11 protein-coding genes are annotated in these 14,017 nt (G+C 72.3%); 8 read left to right on the top strand and 3 right to left on the bottom strand.

What is annotated here, in order from left to right; all coding sequences use genetic code 11:
* Positions 1 to 3 precede the first annotated feature (3 nt).
* The gene (locus tag OJ997_RS06650) at positions 4 to 981 is read left to right on the top strand and encodes an aldo/keto reductase (RefSeq protein ID WP_270024280.1); all 978 of its coding nucleotides are present in this window, start codon (positions 4 to 6) and stop codon (positions 979 to 981) included.
* On the opposite strand, the gene pgeF is transcribed toward OJ997_RS06650, so the two are convergent.
* The 3 genes from pgeF to OJ997_RS06665 are packed head-to-tail and all read right to left on the bottom strand — an operon-like array spanning position 982 to position 4,307.
* Positions 982 to 1,701: a peptidoglycan editing factor PgeF gene (gene pgeF, locus OJ997_RS06655; RefSeq protein ID WP_270024281.1), complete on the bottom strand. Its 720-nt coding sequence runs from the start codon at positions 1,699 to 1,701 to the stop codon at positions 982 to 984. It abuts the gene before it with no gap.
* Positions 1,691 to 2,995, bottom strand: a complete 1,305-nt coding sequence (murD, locus tag OJ997_RS06660; protein WP_270024282.1) for a UDP-N-acetylmuramoyl-L-alanine--D-glutamate ligase — start codon at positions 2,993 to 2,995, stop codon at positions 1,691 to 1,693. The genes pgeF and murD overlap by 11 nt, the downstream gene beginning before the upstream one ends.
* Positions 2,976 to 4,307, bottom strand: coding sequence for a MurL-like N-terminal domain-containing (locus OJ997_RS06665; protein WP_270024283.1), 1,332 nt, complete (start codon positions 4,305 to 4,307; stop codon positions 2,976 to 2,978). The genes murD and OJ997_RS06665 overlap by 20 nt, the downstream gene beginning before the upstream one ends.
* Before the next feature lie 25 nt (positions 4,308 to 4,332).
* Between OJ997_RS06665 and OJ997_RS06670 the strand changes: the two genes are divergently transcribed.
* Genes OJ997_RS06670 through OJ997_RS06700 form a run of 7 tightly spaced genes read left to right on the top strand, consistent with a single transcriptional unit; the run spans position 4,333 to position 14,014 of the window.
* Complete coding sequence (locus tag OJ997_RS06670) at positions 4,333 to 4,878, top strand: hypothetical protein (protein ID WP_270024284.1); 546 nt, start codon at positions 4,333 to 4,335, stop codon at positions 4,876 to 4,878.
* A 28-nt stretch (positions 4,879 to 4,906) separates the two neighbouring features.
* Positions 4,907 to 5,923, top strand: coding sequence for an LLM class flavin-dependent oxidoreductase (locus OJ997_RS06675; protein ID WP_270024285.1), 1,017 nt, complete (start codon positions 4,907 to 4,909; stop codon positions 5,921 to 5,923).
* Entirely contained in the window at positions 5,904 to 6,335 is a 432-nt protein-coding gene (locus OJ997_RS06680; protein WP_270024286.1) for a MarR family winged helix-turn-helix transcriptional regulator, read from the top strand. The genes OJ997_RS06675 and OJ997_RS06680 overlap by 20 nt, the downstream gene beginning before the upstream one ends.
* 57 nt (positions 6,336 to 6,392) lie before the next feature.
* Positions 6,393 to 11,051, top strand: coding sequence for a calcium-binding protein (locus OJ997_RS06685; protein ID WP_270024287.1), 4,659 nt, complete (start codon positions 6,393 to 6,395; stop codon positions 11,049 to 11,051).
* 1 nt (position 11,052) lies between these two features.
* Entirely contained in the window at positions 11,053 to 12,474 is a 1,422-nt protein-coding gene (locus tag OJ997_RS06690; RefSeq protein WP_270024288.1) for a flavin-containing monooxygenase, read from the top strand.
* The gene (locus OJ997_RS06695) at positions 12,474 to 13,289 is read left to right on the top strand and encodes an SDR family NAD(P)-dependent oxidoreductase (RefSeq protein WP_270024289.1); all 816 of its coding nucleotides are present in this window, start codon (positions 12,474 to 12,476) and stop codon (positions 13,287 to 13,289) included. Before OJ997_RS06690 ends, OJ997_RS06695 begins: the two co-directional genes overlap by 1 nt.
* Positions 13,286 to 14,014, top strand: a complete 729-nt coding sequence (locus OJ997_RS06700) for an SDR family NAD(P)-dependent oxidoreductase (RefSeq protein WP_270024290.1) — start codon at positions 13,286 to 13,288, stop codon at positions 14,012 to 14,014. The genes OJ997_RS06695 and OJ997_RS06700 overlap by 4 nt, the downstream gene beginning before the upstream one ends.
* Positions 14,015 to 14,017: the final 3 nt, after the last annotated feature.

Consider the following 14,017-nt stretch of genomic DNA (forward strand, 5'->3'; position numbering starts at 1 on the left):
CGGATGCAGACACGGACACTGGGGCCGACCGGACACGAGATCTCGGAGATCGGGTTCGGCGCCTGGCAGGTCGGCGCGGACTGGGGCGACGTTGACGAGGAGACGGCGCTCCGCACGCTGCACGCAGCGGCGGACGCCGGCGTGACCTTCTTCGACACCGCCGACGTGTACGGCGACGGCCGCTCGGAGCGGCTCGTCGGCCGGCTGGCGCGGGAACGTGAAGGGCTCGTCGTCGCGACGAAGATGGGCCGGCGGCTCGACCAGACCGTCGAGAACTACTCGCCCGAGCACTTCCGCGCCTGGAACGATCGCTCGCGCGAGAACCTCGGCGTGGAGACGCTCGACCTCGTCCAGCTCCACTGCCCGCCGACCGACCTGTACTACCACCCGGAGGTGTTCGAGGACCTCGACCGGATGGTGGAGGAGGGCCGGATCGCCGCCTACGGCGTGAGCGTCGAGCGCGTCGAGGAGGCGCTGAAGGCGATCGAGTACCCGGGCGTCGCGACGGTCCAGATCATCTTCAACCCGTTCCGCCAGCGGCCGGCCGGTCTGTTCTTCGCGGAGGCGGCCCGCCGTGGCGTCGGCGTGATCGTGCGCGTGCCGCTCGCGTCGGGTCTACTGACCGGCAAGTACACGCGCGACACGACGTTCGCGGCCGACGACCACCGCACGTACAACCGCCAGGGCGAGGCGTTCGACGTGGGGGAGACGTTCGCCGGCGTTCCGTTCGAGGCCGGCCTGGACGCCGTCGAGGCGCTGCGGCCGCTCGTGGGCGGCGACGCGACCCTCGCGCAGTTCGCGCTGCGCTGGATCCTCATGCACGACGCCGTGTCGACGGTCATCCCCGGCGCGCGCTCACCCGAGCAGGCGACGGGCAACGCGGCGGCCGCGGAGCTGCCGGCGCTCGACGCGGAGACGATGGACCGGGTGCGCGCGGTGTACGACGAGCAGATCGCGCCGTACGTGCACCAGCGCTGGTAGTCAGCGCAGCATCGCGATCGTCGCGAAGCGGCCCGTGTCCTTCGCGACGCGCCAGGAGTAGAACTCGTCGAGGTGGCGGGCGGTGGAGACGCCCGCGACCTCGATCCGGGTGACGCCGGCGGAGCGCAGGTCGTACGCGTTCGCGGCCCACAGGTCGAACAGGGCTTTGCCGTCGACGCCCGCGTCGCGCAGGATCGGCGCGTCGTCGTACGCGGCACGCGCCGCCTCGATCACGTCGGGGCCGACCTCGTACTCGTCGGGGCCGATCGACGGGCCGATCGCGGCGACGAGCGACGCCGGGTCCGAGCCGAAGCGGTCGACCATGGCGTGCACGGTGGCGGACGCGATGCGCGCGACCGTGCCCTGCCAGCCCGCGTGAGCGAGCCCGAGCGCGTGCTGCTCGGGGTCGTACACGAGCACGGGCACGCAGTCGGCCATGATCACGCACAGCGGGAGGCCGGGCGTGTCGGTGATCAGGGCGTCGGCGCCTTCGACGACCTGGGGCGCGTCGACCGCGGCGACGACGTCGCTGTGGACCTGGACGCACCAGACGGCCGCCTCGGGCAGGTCGTAGGCGGCGAACAACCGCGGCGCGTGCTCGGCGCGGGCGGCGCGGCTCAGGTCGATGCCGCCGACGCGGGTCGTGACCAGCGCGTCCACCCCTGACGGCAGCGACTCGAAGCGGTAGACGCGCAGCCCGTCGCGCTCGTCAGGACGCACGGGCGAGCTCCGCGAAGTGGTCGCCGCGCACGGCGAAGTTCTTGTGCGTGTTGAAGCTCGGAGCGGCGGGGGAGAGCAGGACGACGGTGCCGGGCCGCGCGACGGCACGCGCCGCGGCCACGGCGGCTTCCAGATCGCTGACGAGCGTCGCCCGGTCGTGCGGGACGCCCGCCGCCCACGCCGCGTCGACCAGTCGCGCGCCGGTGTCGGGCAGCGCGAGCACGCGGGCGCCGCGCGCGGCCAGCGTCACGCCGAGCGCCGCGTAGTCCTGCGCGCGGTCGAAGCCGCCGCCGATCAGCACGATGTCGGCGTCCGGGAAGCTCTCGATCGCGAACTTCGCGGCCTCCGGCTCGGTGGAGATGCTGTCGTCGACCCAGCGCACGCCGCCGGCCTCGTGGACGATCTGGAGCCGGTGGTCGAGGCCGACGAAGTCCGCCAGCGCGGCCGCCGGGTCTTCCAGCGACACGCCCACGGCCTCCAAGGCCGTCAAAGCCCCGCAGACGTTCAGCGCGTTGTGACGACCGATCAGCGGCAGCGCGGCGATCGCTTGATGCCCGCGGGCGACGGCGCCGTCCTCGCGCACGTGCCAGCCAGGCTCGGCGCCGAACGTGAGCACGTCCGCGTCAGCCACCCGCGGCGCGGCCATCACCAGCGGCGCGGTCGCGTTGAGCACGCACCGCCGTACGCCCGGCAGCGTCAGCAGCCGCAGCTTGTCGGCCCGGTAGGCCTCGACGCTCCCGTGCCAGTTCACGTGCTCGGCGTAGACGTTGCTCACCACGGCGGTCTCGGGCCCGGTCGCCAGATCGGCGATCTGGTAGCTCGAGAGCTCGATCACCGCCAGCGCCTCGGAGTCCAGCAGGTCCAGCGCGGGCGCCCCGATGTTGCCTCCCAGCTCCACCGGCACGCCGGCCGCCGCGACCAGGTGCGCGATCAGCTTCGACGTCGTCGACTTGCCCTTGGTCGCGGTCACGCCGATCACGTCGCGGCCCTCGCGCTCGGCCATCCACAGCGCGGTCGGCGTGGTCGTGCGCAGCCCGCGCAGCTCGGGCCGGTAGATCGAGACGCCGGGTGAGCGCACCACGACGTCGCAGGAGCGCAACGCGTCCGGCGCCCCCGCGGCGTCGACCACGAGCGCGCCGTCCGTCAGCTCGGGCGCGTCCGCCGGCTCCTCCAGCACGACGACCGCGACCCGCGCCCGCGGCAGCCGCTCCGCCACGTGGCGCGCGAACGAGCGCGTCTCGAGGCCGGCGCCCCAGACGCCGATCGTCAGCCCGTCAAGCGCGGAGAAGCGCATCCACGTGGTCGATCAGCTCGTCGGGCACGTTGTGCGCCGCGCTGAGCGCGAGCGCCGACGACACGCGCGCGGGATCGTCCCCGCGCACCGACAGCACCTCGGCCACGAGCTTGGCGACCACCGGGCGGTGCTTCCAGCGCGGGTCGGCGGCCAGCAGCGAGATCGCGGCGAGCGACTCCTCCTCCTCGCCGACGCACTCGAACGGCTTGTGCCCGCCGGTCGCGGTCAGCAGCGCGAAGCCCTCGTACTGGTCGAGGTCGTCGAGCATCGCCTTGCCGAAGATGTCGCGCAGCGCGTCCGGCTCCATGAACGGGGCGAGCACGAGGAACACGAACCGGCACTTGGGGCAGTTCCCGCACCAGGACGCCAGCCGCAGCTCCGGATCCAGGCGGAAGATCGCGTTGCAGCTCGTGAACGCCGCGTGGTACTGCGGCAGCCCGGCGAAGGTGCGCGCGATGCCGAGCTCCGACGCCGGCCGCAGGAGCGAGAACAGGTCCACGGGCGCGCCCGTCTCACCGATCGCGCCGCGCAGCAGCGCCTCGGCGCGCGCGCTCTTGGAGAACTGGTGGTTGACCTCGACGCCGTCGTAGACGACGTTGCCGGCGGACGCGGAACGCTCGTTGGCCAGCGTCACCGTGTCGTAGCCGTTCAGCGCCGCGGTCAGCAGCGCCACGCAGGAGACGATCGCCGTGATCGGCACGTGGCCGTTGAGCGCGCCGGAGCGATTCAGCTCGCCGAGTTGCTTCAGCGGCAGCCGCCGCTGGGCGATCAGCCGCTCCACGCCCGCGACCGCGGCGGTGCGCTGCATGGCCGGGTCGTCGCGGACGGAGAACAGCGTGAAGTCCAGGCCCGAGTGGCGCACGATCTCCAGCGCCACGACCGAGTCCTTGCCGCCGCCGACCGGCACGAGCACACGCTGCGGGGCGCGCCGCTCCACCGCGACGTCGCGCGCCGGGCCCCGCGGGAAGCGCGGCCGCGGCAACGCGCCGAGCTGGTTGACGACCGCGAACTCGCCGAGGCCCTCCGAGTACAGGGCCTCCAGGAACGCCGCGGTCGCCGGGCCGGGCGTGCCCGTCTCGCAGGCGACCTTCGGCGGCGCCGCGGTCTTGTAGTAGCTGACGCCCGCGACCCAGTGCAGCAGGTCCAGGATCGGCTCTACGGCGGCCAGATCCGCACCCTCGGGCACGGGCACGTCGAACTCCTCGACGAACTCGTGCTCGTCGTCGAGCGCGTACACCAGGCGCACCGCGCCTTCGGGGGAGAGCGAGCGCTCCGTGAAGCGGAACGTGCGGTACTTCGAGGGGTCGAACAAACCGCCGGTAGGGTATCCGCCCCTCGTGCGCGCGAAGTGGATCCCGATCGGTGTGGCGGTGCTCGCCATCGGCGTCGGCCTGTGGTGGGTGATCGGCGCCTGGACCTACGACGACCTCGCGCACGGCTCCACGTCCGGCGTCGGGTCGGACGCCGAGCTCATCGGGGACGACCTCGACGGCGAGATCGCCGAGAAGCCCCTGCGACCGGGCCGGACCACCGACTACACCGTCACCGTCCGCAACGACGGCGGGCGGACGGTCGAGATCACCGGCATCGGGTCCGACGAGCCGAACCTCCCCGGCCTGCTGGAGCAGGTGCGCGTGCGCCGGATGTTCAACGTGGGCGTCCCGGACGTCCAGTACAAGCCGTTCGCGCCGCTGAAGCTCGAGCCCGGCGAGGAGGCGATCTACGTGATCGACCTGAAGATGCCGACGTGCGGCAACCTCGCGCCGAACTCGTCGCTCGTCCTCGACCACTTCGACGTGCGCTTCAAAGCCTTCGTGTTCAACCGTCGGCAGACGCTGCCGCTGGTCACGCCGATCCACATCCGGCGCGGGGACAACTGCTGACAGATACGTGAAGCTATCATCGAATTCGATGACTTCTTCACCGATCTCGGTGCCGCTCTCGATCCTCGATCTCGCGCAGATCCCCGAGGGTGGGAACGCGCAGACCGCCCTCCACCGCTCGCGTGAGCTCGCCCAGCACGCCGAGCGCCTCGGCTACAACCGCTTCTGGCTGGCCGAGCACCACAACATGGCGGGGATCGCGAGCGCGGCGACGTCGGTGGCGATCGGCTTCGTCGCCGAGGGCACGAGCACGATCCGCGTCGGCGCCGGCGGGGTCATGCTGCCCAACCACGCGCCGCTGGTCATCGCGGAGCAGTTCGGCACGCTGGACGCGCTCTACCCGGGCCGGATCGACCTCGGCCTCGGCCGTGCGCCCGGCACCGACCAGCCGACGATGCGCGCGCTGCGCCGGGACTTCACGAGCGCGGACACGTTCCCGCAGGACGTCCAGGAGCTGCAGGCGCTGCTCGGCGACCCCGCGCCCGGCCAGCACATCCAGGCCGTCCCCGGCCAGGGCTCGCACATCCCGCTGTGGATCCTCGGCTCGAGCCTGTTCGGCGCCCAGCTCGCCGCGGCGCTCGGCCTCCCGTACGCGTTCGCCTCGCACTTCGCGCCCGCCGCGCTCGTGCCCGCGTTGCAGGTCTACCGCGAGCGCTTCCAGCCGTCCGCTCAGCTGGATCGCCCGTACGCGATGCTCGCCGCGAACGTGATCATCGCCGACGACGACGCGACCGCCACGCGCCTCGCGACGTCCCAGCAGAAGTCGTTCATCGACGGCGCGTTCCGCCGCCAGCGCACGCTGCTGCAGCCGCCGATCGACTCGATCGACGACTACTGGACGCCGCAGGAGAAGGCGCAGCTGGAAGGCATGCTGAGCTGCTCGTTCGTCGGCTCGTCCGAGACCGTGCACCAGCAGATCGCCGACTTCGTGGGCGAGCACGCCCCGGACGAGCTGATCGTGGCCACGTCGACCTTCGACCAGCAGGCGCGCCTGGACTCGCTCGAGGCGCTCGCCACCCTGACGGATGCCGCCGTACGCGCTTGAGCCGGCGGCCGAGCACGCCGAGATCCGCGGGGCGCTGCACGAGCTCGTCGGGCGTTTCCTCGCGGACTACGACCGCGCCGCCGCCGCGCACGGGCTGACGCTCACGCAGGCCCGCGTGCTCGGATTCGCGGCGTGCGAGCCGCTGTCGCAGCGCCAGCTCGCCGCCCGCTTCGGCTGCGACCCGTCCAACATCTCGGTGCTCGTGGACCGGCTCGTCGAGCGCGAGCTGGTGGAGCGGCGCCCGGACCCGAGTGACGGGCGCGTGAAGCTGATCGCCGCGACCGAGGCCGGCAAGGCGCTCGCGCTGCGCTGCTGCGAGGACCGCGCGTGGCTGGGCGCCAAGCTCGACGCGCTTGCGCCCGAAGAGCTGGAGACCGTGCGCGACGCGCTCAGATTTCTGACTAAAGAGTGAGGAACCTCATCCTTTGGGGGGAGGGCCGGACCGCGAGGTCCATTTAGGCTCGCGCCCATGCGCTCCCTGGTCGCCGCGCTCGCGGCCCTGCTCCTCGCCGTGCCTGCCAGCGCCGAGGCGCAGACCACGCTCTCGATGTCGGGGGTCGGGGCAGCGCTGACCGCCTCTTCGGGCCCCAACGGCGGCGGTGTGAGCGTGACGGGCGGCGGCTACTACAACGGCCCGTCCTTCTACACCTTCACGCGCGCGCCGAACTTCGGTCCGTCCAGCGTGATCGGGTCGATCCTGGACGGCGATCCGTGCGAGTCCGGCGGCACGGGGCGGGTGTCGTGCCTCACGCCGCCGTCCTCGGTGACGTTCAGCGGCGGGACCGGCCCCGACACGATCTACATCGGCTCGCCGGCGTCGGGGGGCGTCAACGTCACCTCGATCAACACGGGCGGCGGCAACGACAACGTGCGGGTCGGCGGGTACGGCTCGCGCGGGCCGATCGACGGCGGCGAGGGCACCGACATGATCGCCCCGCACTTCACGTACCTCGCGAGCGGTGGCGGCTGGACGATCGACCTCGCCGCGGGCACGGTCACCGCCAACGGCGCGCCCGGCACCTCGTACTCGGCCAAGAACTTCGAATGGGTCGAGCTTGACACCAGCCTCGGGGCGCCGGGCGGCACGCACACGGTCTACGGCACGGAGGGCCCGAACACGGTCTACGGCGGCCGGGGCGGAGTGCAGACGATCTTCGGCCGCGGCGGCGACGACTACCTCGTGGCGGGCGTCTTCGACAAGGCCGTCATCGACGGCGGGAGCGGGAACGACCAGATTTCCGGCGGTCAGCTGGACGACGTCCTCACGGGCGGCCCCGGCGCGGACAAGTTCAACTGCCGCGAGGGTGTCGATCTCGTCACCGACTTCACCCCCACCGAGGGCGACACGATCACCGCCGACTGCGAGCAGGTGCTCCCGGCCGAGTTCGACATCACCCGCGTCGGCCGCGGCGAGTACACGTTCCACTCGCGGATCGTGGCCGAGCCCGCCGTCCAGCCGCTGCGGCTGAGCTGGGACTACGGCAACGGCAAGACCGACGGCGACTTCACGATCGGCCGCACGACCTACGAAAAGCCCGGCACGTACTCCGTCGTCCACCGCGCGCTCGACATCAACAACACGCCGTACCGCAAGACGAAGACGCTGGAGATCCCGGCGCCGGCGCTCGACGTCGGCGTCTCGATCGACGAAGGCGCGCTGTCCGGCGGGCGGATGCCGCTCGACACCTGGGTCAACGCCAAGGTGCGCGTCTCCTCGACCGGCGACGAGGGCGTCGGCGACCTGTCGAGCATCACCTTCACGGGCGGGCAGCTCCTGAAGGCGGGCGGTGACGCGCAGGTCGATCTCGAGCTGCCCGCGAACCCGACGGCGTTCACGCTCGCGCCCGGCAAGCACGTCGACTTCGACGTGCGCGTGAGGGCCCGCACGCGCGGGGAGCTGGCGCTCACGTCGGCGGTCACCGGCAAGGACGCGGCCGGGGGCGCCGCCGCGGACACCGGCTCCTACCTGGTCCGCACGGGCCAGGACCTGCAGGTCACGGTCACCGCCGCGCCGGCCGAGCTCAAGCTCGAGGTCGACAGCAAGGGCAAGCCGATCAAGCAGCCCGTCACGCTGACCGTGCGCGTGCGCAACGTCTCCGGCCAGGCGGCCGAGTCGCTCAAGCTCAACCTGTCGCCCGCGCTGCGCACCGCCACGGGCTACAACCCGTCCGCGCCGTTCCCGCTGCAGCTCACCAAGGCCGTCGGCCCGCCCGAGACGCCGCTCACCAACGCCACGGCGCACGACCTGCCGGTGCGCAACCTGGCTGCCGGCGAGGCCACCGACCTCACCTTCATGGCCGACGCGGCGAACAAGGCCATCGTCGACGTCACGGCCGTCGCCCGCGGCGTGGCCGTCGAGGCCGGCTCGCTCCCGCGACGCGAGATCTCCGGCAACGGCGCGGGTGCCGTCCGGATCGACCAGCCCAAGCTGGTCGCGCTCACCGCCGAGGACGTGTCCCACGTGTCGATCAAGGCCGGCCAGCGTTGGAGCTACACCGGCCACGTCGAGAACCTCAGCCCGGACACCGACGTCACCGTCTTCGTGTTCGCCAAGCGCAAGGAGAACGTCGTCGACGGCCAGCTGTCGTCGCTGCTCGAGCCCGGCCAGTGCACGTGCGGCGTGTACAAGCGCCTGGAGCCGGGCGAGCGGATCGACGTGCAGGCCTCAATGGGCTCCACCGCCGACGGCGGCACGCGCGGCAGCATCGAGATCGGGATCGTCGGCGAGGTCCACGAGTCCGCGGGCAACCGCAAGCTCGCGACGGGCGACATCGTCATCGCGCCCGGCGCCGACCAGCGCACGGCGAGCATCGACCTCACCCAGCCCGTCAACGACCCGTTCTCGCTCAGCGAGGCGGGCTGGCTGATGACCGACAGCGCGGCGCGCGCGTTCGGCGCGCGGGTGACCGGGGCGTACGAGAGCGCGGCGGCGGCGCTGGCCTCGGCCCAGACGTTCGCGGAGACGCCGAAGTCGCTGTACCTGCAGCGGGTCATCGCGTTCATCCACGAGGAGGTCCCGGAGGCCGTCGCGCGCACGCGCAGCGAGATCGCCTACACGCTGCAGGAGATGGCCGGCCTGAGCGCCGAGGAGGCGCTGCGGGTCTCCGACCAGGCGCTCACGACCGGCATGATCAAGACCAGCGAGGCGTGGGACAACGCCACCTGGCAGGACATGTCGCGCACCACCGGCACGCTGCTCGGCACGCTCGCTCCCGACATCGCGCTCGAAGCCGCGATGCCCGCGCTCGCCGCGTGCAAGCTGCTCAAGTACGGCGGCAAGCCGGCGATGCTGCGCAAGGCGGCCAAGCTCGGCGAGACGCGGGCCGGCCGCCTGCTCGCGAAGGGGTTGGAAGGCCTCGTCCCGGGGGACGAGATCTCCTCGCTGCTGGCCCGCAAGCTGTGGGGGATCGACGGCATCATCGACTCGCAGCTGATCGCGTACGCCAAGGCCAAGAAGGTCGTGATCGCGGTGCGCGAGCGCTCGCCCGGCTCGATCCGCCGCCTGGCCGAGGGCATGCTCCCCAAGTGGGAGAAGGTCAAGGCCAAGAACGTCTCCTCGCTCGACGTCGACTTCCTCGGCTTTCACCCGAACCACCTGGACACGGCGATGCTCAAGCAGATGCCGGAGTGGTCCGTGGTCGAGGCCAAGCTCGCGGGCAAGAGTGCCGACGTGCGGCGGATGGTCGAGGAGCGCTGGAAGCAGCGCAAGAAGGAGTGGGAGGGCAAGGACCTCGAGGCGATGCTCGGCTACGGCCAGTCGGGGAAGATCCCGAAGCCGTCGACCAAGTACGGCGTCAACCCGACGGAGAACGGGCTGCCCGCGGCCGACGGCGTGTGGACGGACGCCGAGTTCGAGCTCACGGTCGTCGGCAAGGGCGACCTGGACATGACGACGGACGGCCTGCCCGCCTTCCAGCCGCGCGTGAAGGAGAACGGTCGCTACCGCGCGATGACGGGCGACATGGACCCGATCGCGGTGCTCGACGAGAACGGTCAGATCCTCTCGCTGGAGCGGCGCCTGGAGGTCTACAAGGACCTGGCGACGATGGGCTTCCAGCACCCGGAGTCGCTGACCTGGGACAACGCCGCCGAGCGCGCGAAGTACCTCTTCGACTTCGACCTCGCGAACGGCAAGGGCCGCGCGCTGCTCGCCTATGGGCCCGACGGCACGCGCCGCGCGGCGTACTTCGACTCGCGCAAGAGCCGCCTCGCCGAGGGGCTGATGACGCTCGTCGGCACCGACATGGTGATGGAGGCGACGAAGGTCGTGGCGGGCCAGGTGCCGGTGATCCCGGCGCCCGAGACGGTCGTCGAGCGGCCGTACATCACGCCCGGCGGTGAGGACGGCGCGATCCTCTCGCGCTCCCCGGACGCGCGGCTGATCCGCCGCAACCTCGACGGCAGCTTCGAGGAGTGGACCGAGGCGGGCGGCTGGCGGCCGTACACGCTGCCCGGCGGCCAGACCGTGACGACGCTCCCGCAGACGTCGGTGCGCACGGCGGTCGCGGCGGGGGAGACGCGGATCGACATCAACGACATGAGCGCGCTCATCCTGGTGCCGGGCGCGCAGGGCTGGTTCGAGCCCGGGGACGTGGTCGTGCTCGACCCGGGCGGGCCCAACGAGGAGTTCGTGCGTGTGGCCGCGCTCGGCTCGATCATCGCGGCGGCGCCGCTGACGAAGGCCCATCGCGTGGGCGAGATGGTGGCCGTGGTGCCGGCGCGTCCGGGGGTCGTGACGCCGCCGGTGGCGACGCCGGCCGCGCCCGCGCCCACCGCCACGCCGACGCCTGCGGTGCCGAAACCGCGGGTGGTCTCGGCCAAGCTCGCCAAGAAGACGTTCAAGCGCAAGCAGGGCACGCGGCTCTCGCTCGTGCTGAGCGAGAAGGCCACCGTGACCGTGACGCTCACGCGTGCGGCCGCCGGACGCAAGGTCGGCAAGCAGTGCAAGGCCGGCGCGAAGAAGGGGCGCAAGTGCACCGCGCAGGTCGCGGCCGGCAAGGTGACGATCAAGCCGAAGGCCGCGAAGGTCACGGTGGCCTTCGGCAAGGGGCTGAAGGCCGGCGTCTACACCGCCAAGCTCAGCGCCGGTGGCGGCCCCGCGAGCACGCTGCGCTTCACTGTGCGGTGATTTGGAGCATGTCGACGTCGTGATCGTCGGCGCCGGTCTCTCGGGGATCGGCGCCGCCCACCACCTGCAGGACCGCCTCCCGGGGCTCAGCTACGCGATCCTCGAGGCGCGCGAGGCGATCGGCGGCACGTGGGACCTGTTCCGCTACCCGGGCGTGCGCTCGGACTCGGACATGCAGACGCTCGGCTACCGCTTCAAGCCGTGGACGGCGGAGAAGTCGCTGGCGGACGGGCCGTCGATCCTCGAGTACGTGCGCGAGACCGCGCGCGAGGCGGGCATCGACGAGCGCGTGCGCTACGGGCACCGCGTGCGGCGGGCGTCGTGGGCGGACGGGCGCTGGACCGTCGAGGTCGAGGGCCACGAGCCGCTCTCGTGCGCGTTCCTGTACGTGTGCGGCGGCTACTACCGCTACGACGAGGGCTACCTGCCGGCCTTCCCCGGCGCAGAGGACTTCGAGGGTGAGCGCATCCACCCGCAGTTCTGGCCCGAGGGCTTCGACTACACGGGCAAGCGCGTGGTCGTGATCGGCTCCGGCGCGACCGCGGTCACGCTCGTGCCGGCGATGGCCGAGCAGGCCGCGCACGTGACGATGCTGCAGCGCTCGCCGAGCTACATCCTCTCGCTGCCGTCGCGCGACAAGCTCGCGATCAAGCTGCGCAAGCGGCTCGGCGACCAGCGCGGCTATCAGGTCACGCGCTGGAAGAACGTCGCGGTCTCGACGCTCGTCTACCAGGCCTCCCAGCGCTTCCCGAAGCTCATGCGGCGGCTGATCCGCAAGGGCGTGAGCGCGCGCCTGCCGGCCGGCTTCGACGTCGACCGGCACTTCAACCCGACGTACGGCCCGTGGGACCAGCGGCTGTGCCTCGTGCCCGACGGCGACCTCTTCCGCGTGCTGCGCAAGGGACAGGCCTCGATGGTCACCGACACGATCGAGCGCTTCACGGCGGGCGGCCTCCAGCTGACCTCGGGCGAGCACCTCGAGGCCGACGTGATCGTCACCGCGACCGGCCTGAACCTGCAGGCGTTCGGCGGCATCGAGCTGGTCGTCGACGGCGCGCCCGTGCACCTGCCCGACCATCTCGCCTACAAGGGCATGATGCTCAGCCGCGTGCCGAACTTCGCGTTCACGATCGGCTACACGAACGCGTCCTGGACGTTGAAGGCCGACCTGGTGGCGGAGTTCGTGTGCCGCGTGCTCGCGCACATGGGGCAGCACGGCTACACGGCCTGCACGCCGGTCGACGAGCCTCACACCGAGCGCAAGCCGCTGCTCGACTTCGAGGCGGGCTACGTCCAGCGCTCGCTGCATCTCTTCCCCCAGGCGGGTGCCGACGCGCCATGGAAGCTCGGGATGAACTACGCGCAGGACGTGATCACGCTCCGGCACGGCTCGCTCGACGACGGCGCATTACGGTTCCGCTGATGCGCACATGGCTCATCACGGGTGCGGGCCGGGGTCTCGGCCGCGCCTTCGCCCAGGCGGCCCTCGAGGCGGGCGACCAGGTCGTCGCCACCGTCCGCGACCCGGCGGCGCTGCCCGAGCGCGACCGGCTGCGGGTCCTCACGCTCGACGTGCGCGACCGCGCCGCCGTGTTCGCGGCCGTCGAGGAGGCGTGGGCCGCGTTTGGTGGCCTCGACGTCGTCGTCAACAACGCGGGCTACGGGCTCGTCGGTGGCGCCGAGGAGGTCTCCGAGGCCGACGCGCGCGGGCAGCTCGACGTCAACCTGCTCGGCCCGCTCTGGGTCTGCCAGGCGGTGCTGCCGCACCTGCGCGCGCAGGGCAGCGGCCACATCGTCCAGGTCTCCACCACCGGCGCGGTCGGCACGGTGCCGCTGCTCGGCCTCTACAACGCGAGCAAGTGGGGCCTGGAGGGCTTCAGCGAGGCGCTCGCGGCGGAGGTCGCCGGCTTCGGCGTCCGCGTGACGATCGCCGAGCTCGGCGGCTTCGGCACCGACTGGGGCGGCTCGAGCATGGCCTTCGCGACGCCGAACCGAGACTACGACCCGCTGCGCACCGCGCTGTTCGGCACGGCCGAGGTGCCCTGGCCCGTGCCCGAGGAGGCCACCGGGGAGCCCGATCCGCGCGCCGCCGCCGCGGCCCTGCTCGCGCACGTGGACGCCGAGTCGGGCCCGCTGCGGCTGATCGTCGGCGACGACGCGCCGGAGCACATCGCGCTGGCGCTCGAGACGCGCCGGCAGGACTACACGCGCGATCCCCGCTTCACGTGGCCGGCATGACGCGCGGCGCGCTCATCACCGGCGGCGGGACGGGCATCGGCGCGGCGGCGGCGCGGGCGCTCGTCGCCGAGGGCCTGCAGGTCGTCGTCACGGGCCGCCGGCGCGGGCCCTGCGAGGCGATCGCGGAGGAGACCGGCGCCCTGGTCGTCACCGGGGACATCGTCACCGACGCGCCGCGGATCGTCGCCGAGGCGGTCGAGGCGCTGGGCGCGCTCCACGTCGTCGTCAACAACGCCGGCTCGATCCGGCGCAACCGGCGCCTGCACGAGATCGAGCCGGAGGTCTGGGACGAGCAGCTCGCGACCAACCTCACGGGCCACTTCCGGATCCTGCACGCCGCGCTCCCGCACCTGCTCGCGGCCGACGGCGACCGCTCGATCGTCAACGTCGGCTCGACGCTCGCGCACAAGCTCGTGCCGGGGATCGGCGCCTACGCGGCCGCCAAGGGCGGGATCGTCTCGCTCACGAAAGCGCTCGCGGTCGAGTACGGCCCGGACGGCATCCGCGCCAACGCCGTCTTGCCCGCCGTGGTCAAGACCGACCTCGCCTACACCGACCGCCCGGACTTCGAGGAGCGCGCCGAGGCGATGGCCCAGGCCTACCCGACCCGGCGGCTGGGGGAGAGCGACGACGTCGCGGCCGCGATCGCGTGGCTGGCCTCGCCGCGCGCGGGCTGGATCACTGGCACGATCCTCGATGTCGACGGTGGGTTCAGCGTGACCTGAGGA

The sequence above is a fragment of the Solirubrobacter phytolaccae genome, assembly GCF_027587195.1.
In the GTDB taxonomy this organism is placed as follows: Bacteria; Actinomycetota; Thermoleophilia; order Solirubrobacterales; family Solirubrobacteraceae; genus Solirubrobacter; species Solirubrobacter phytolaccae.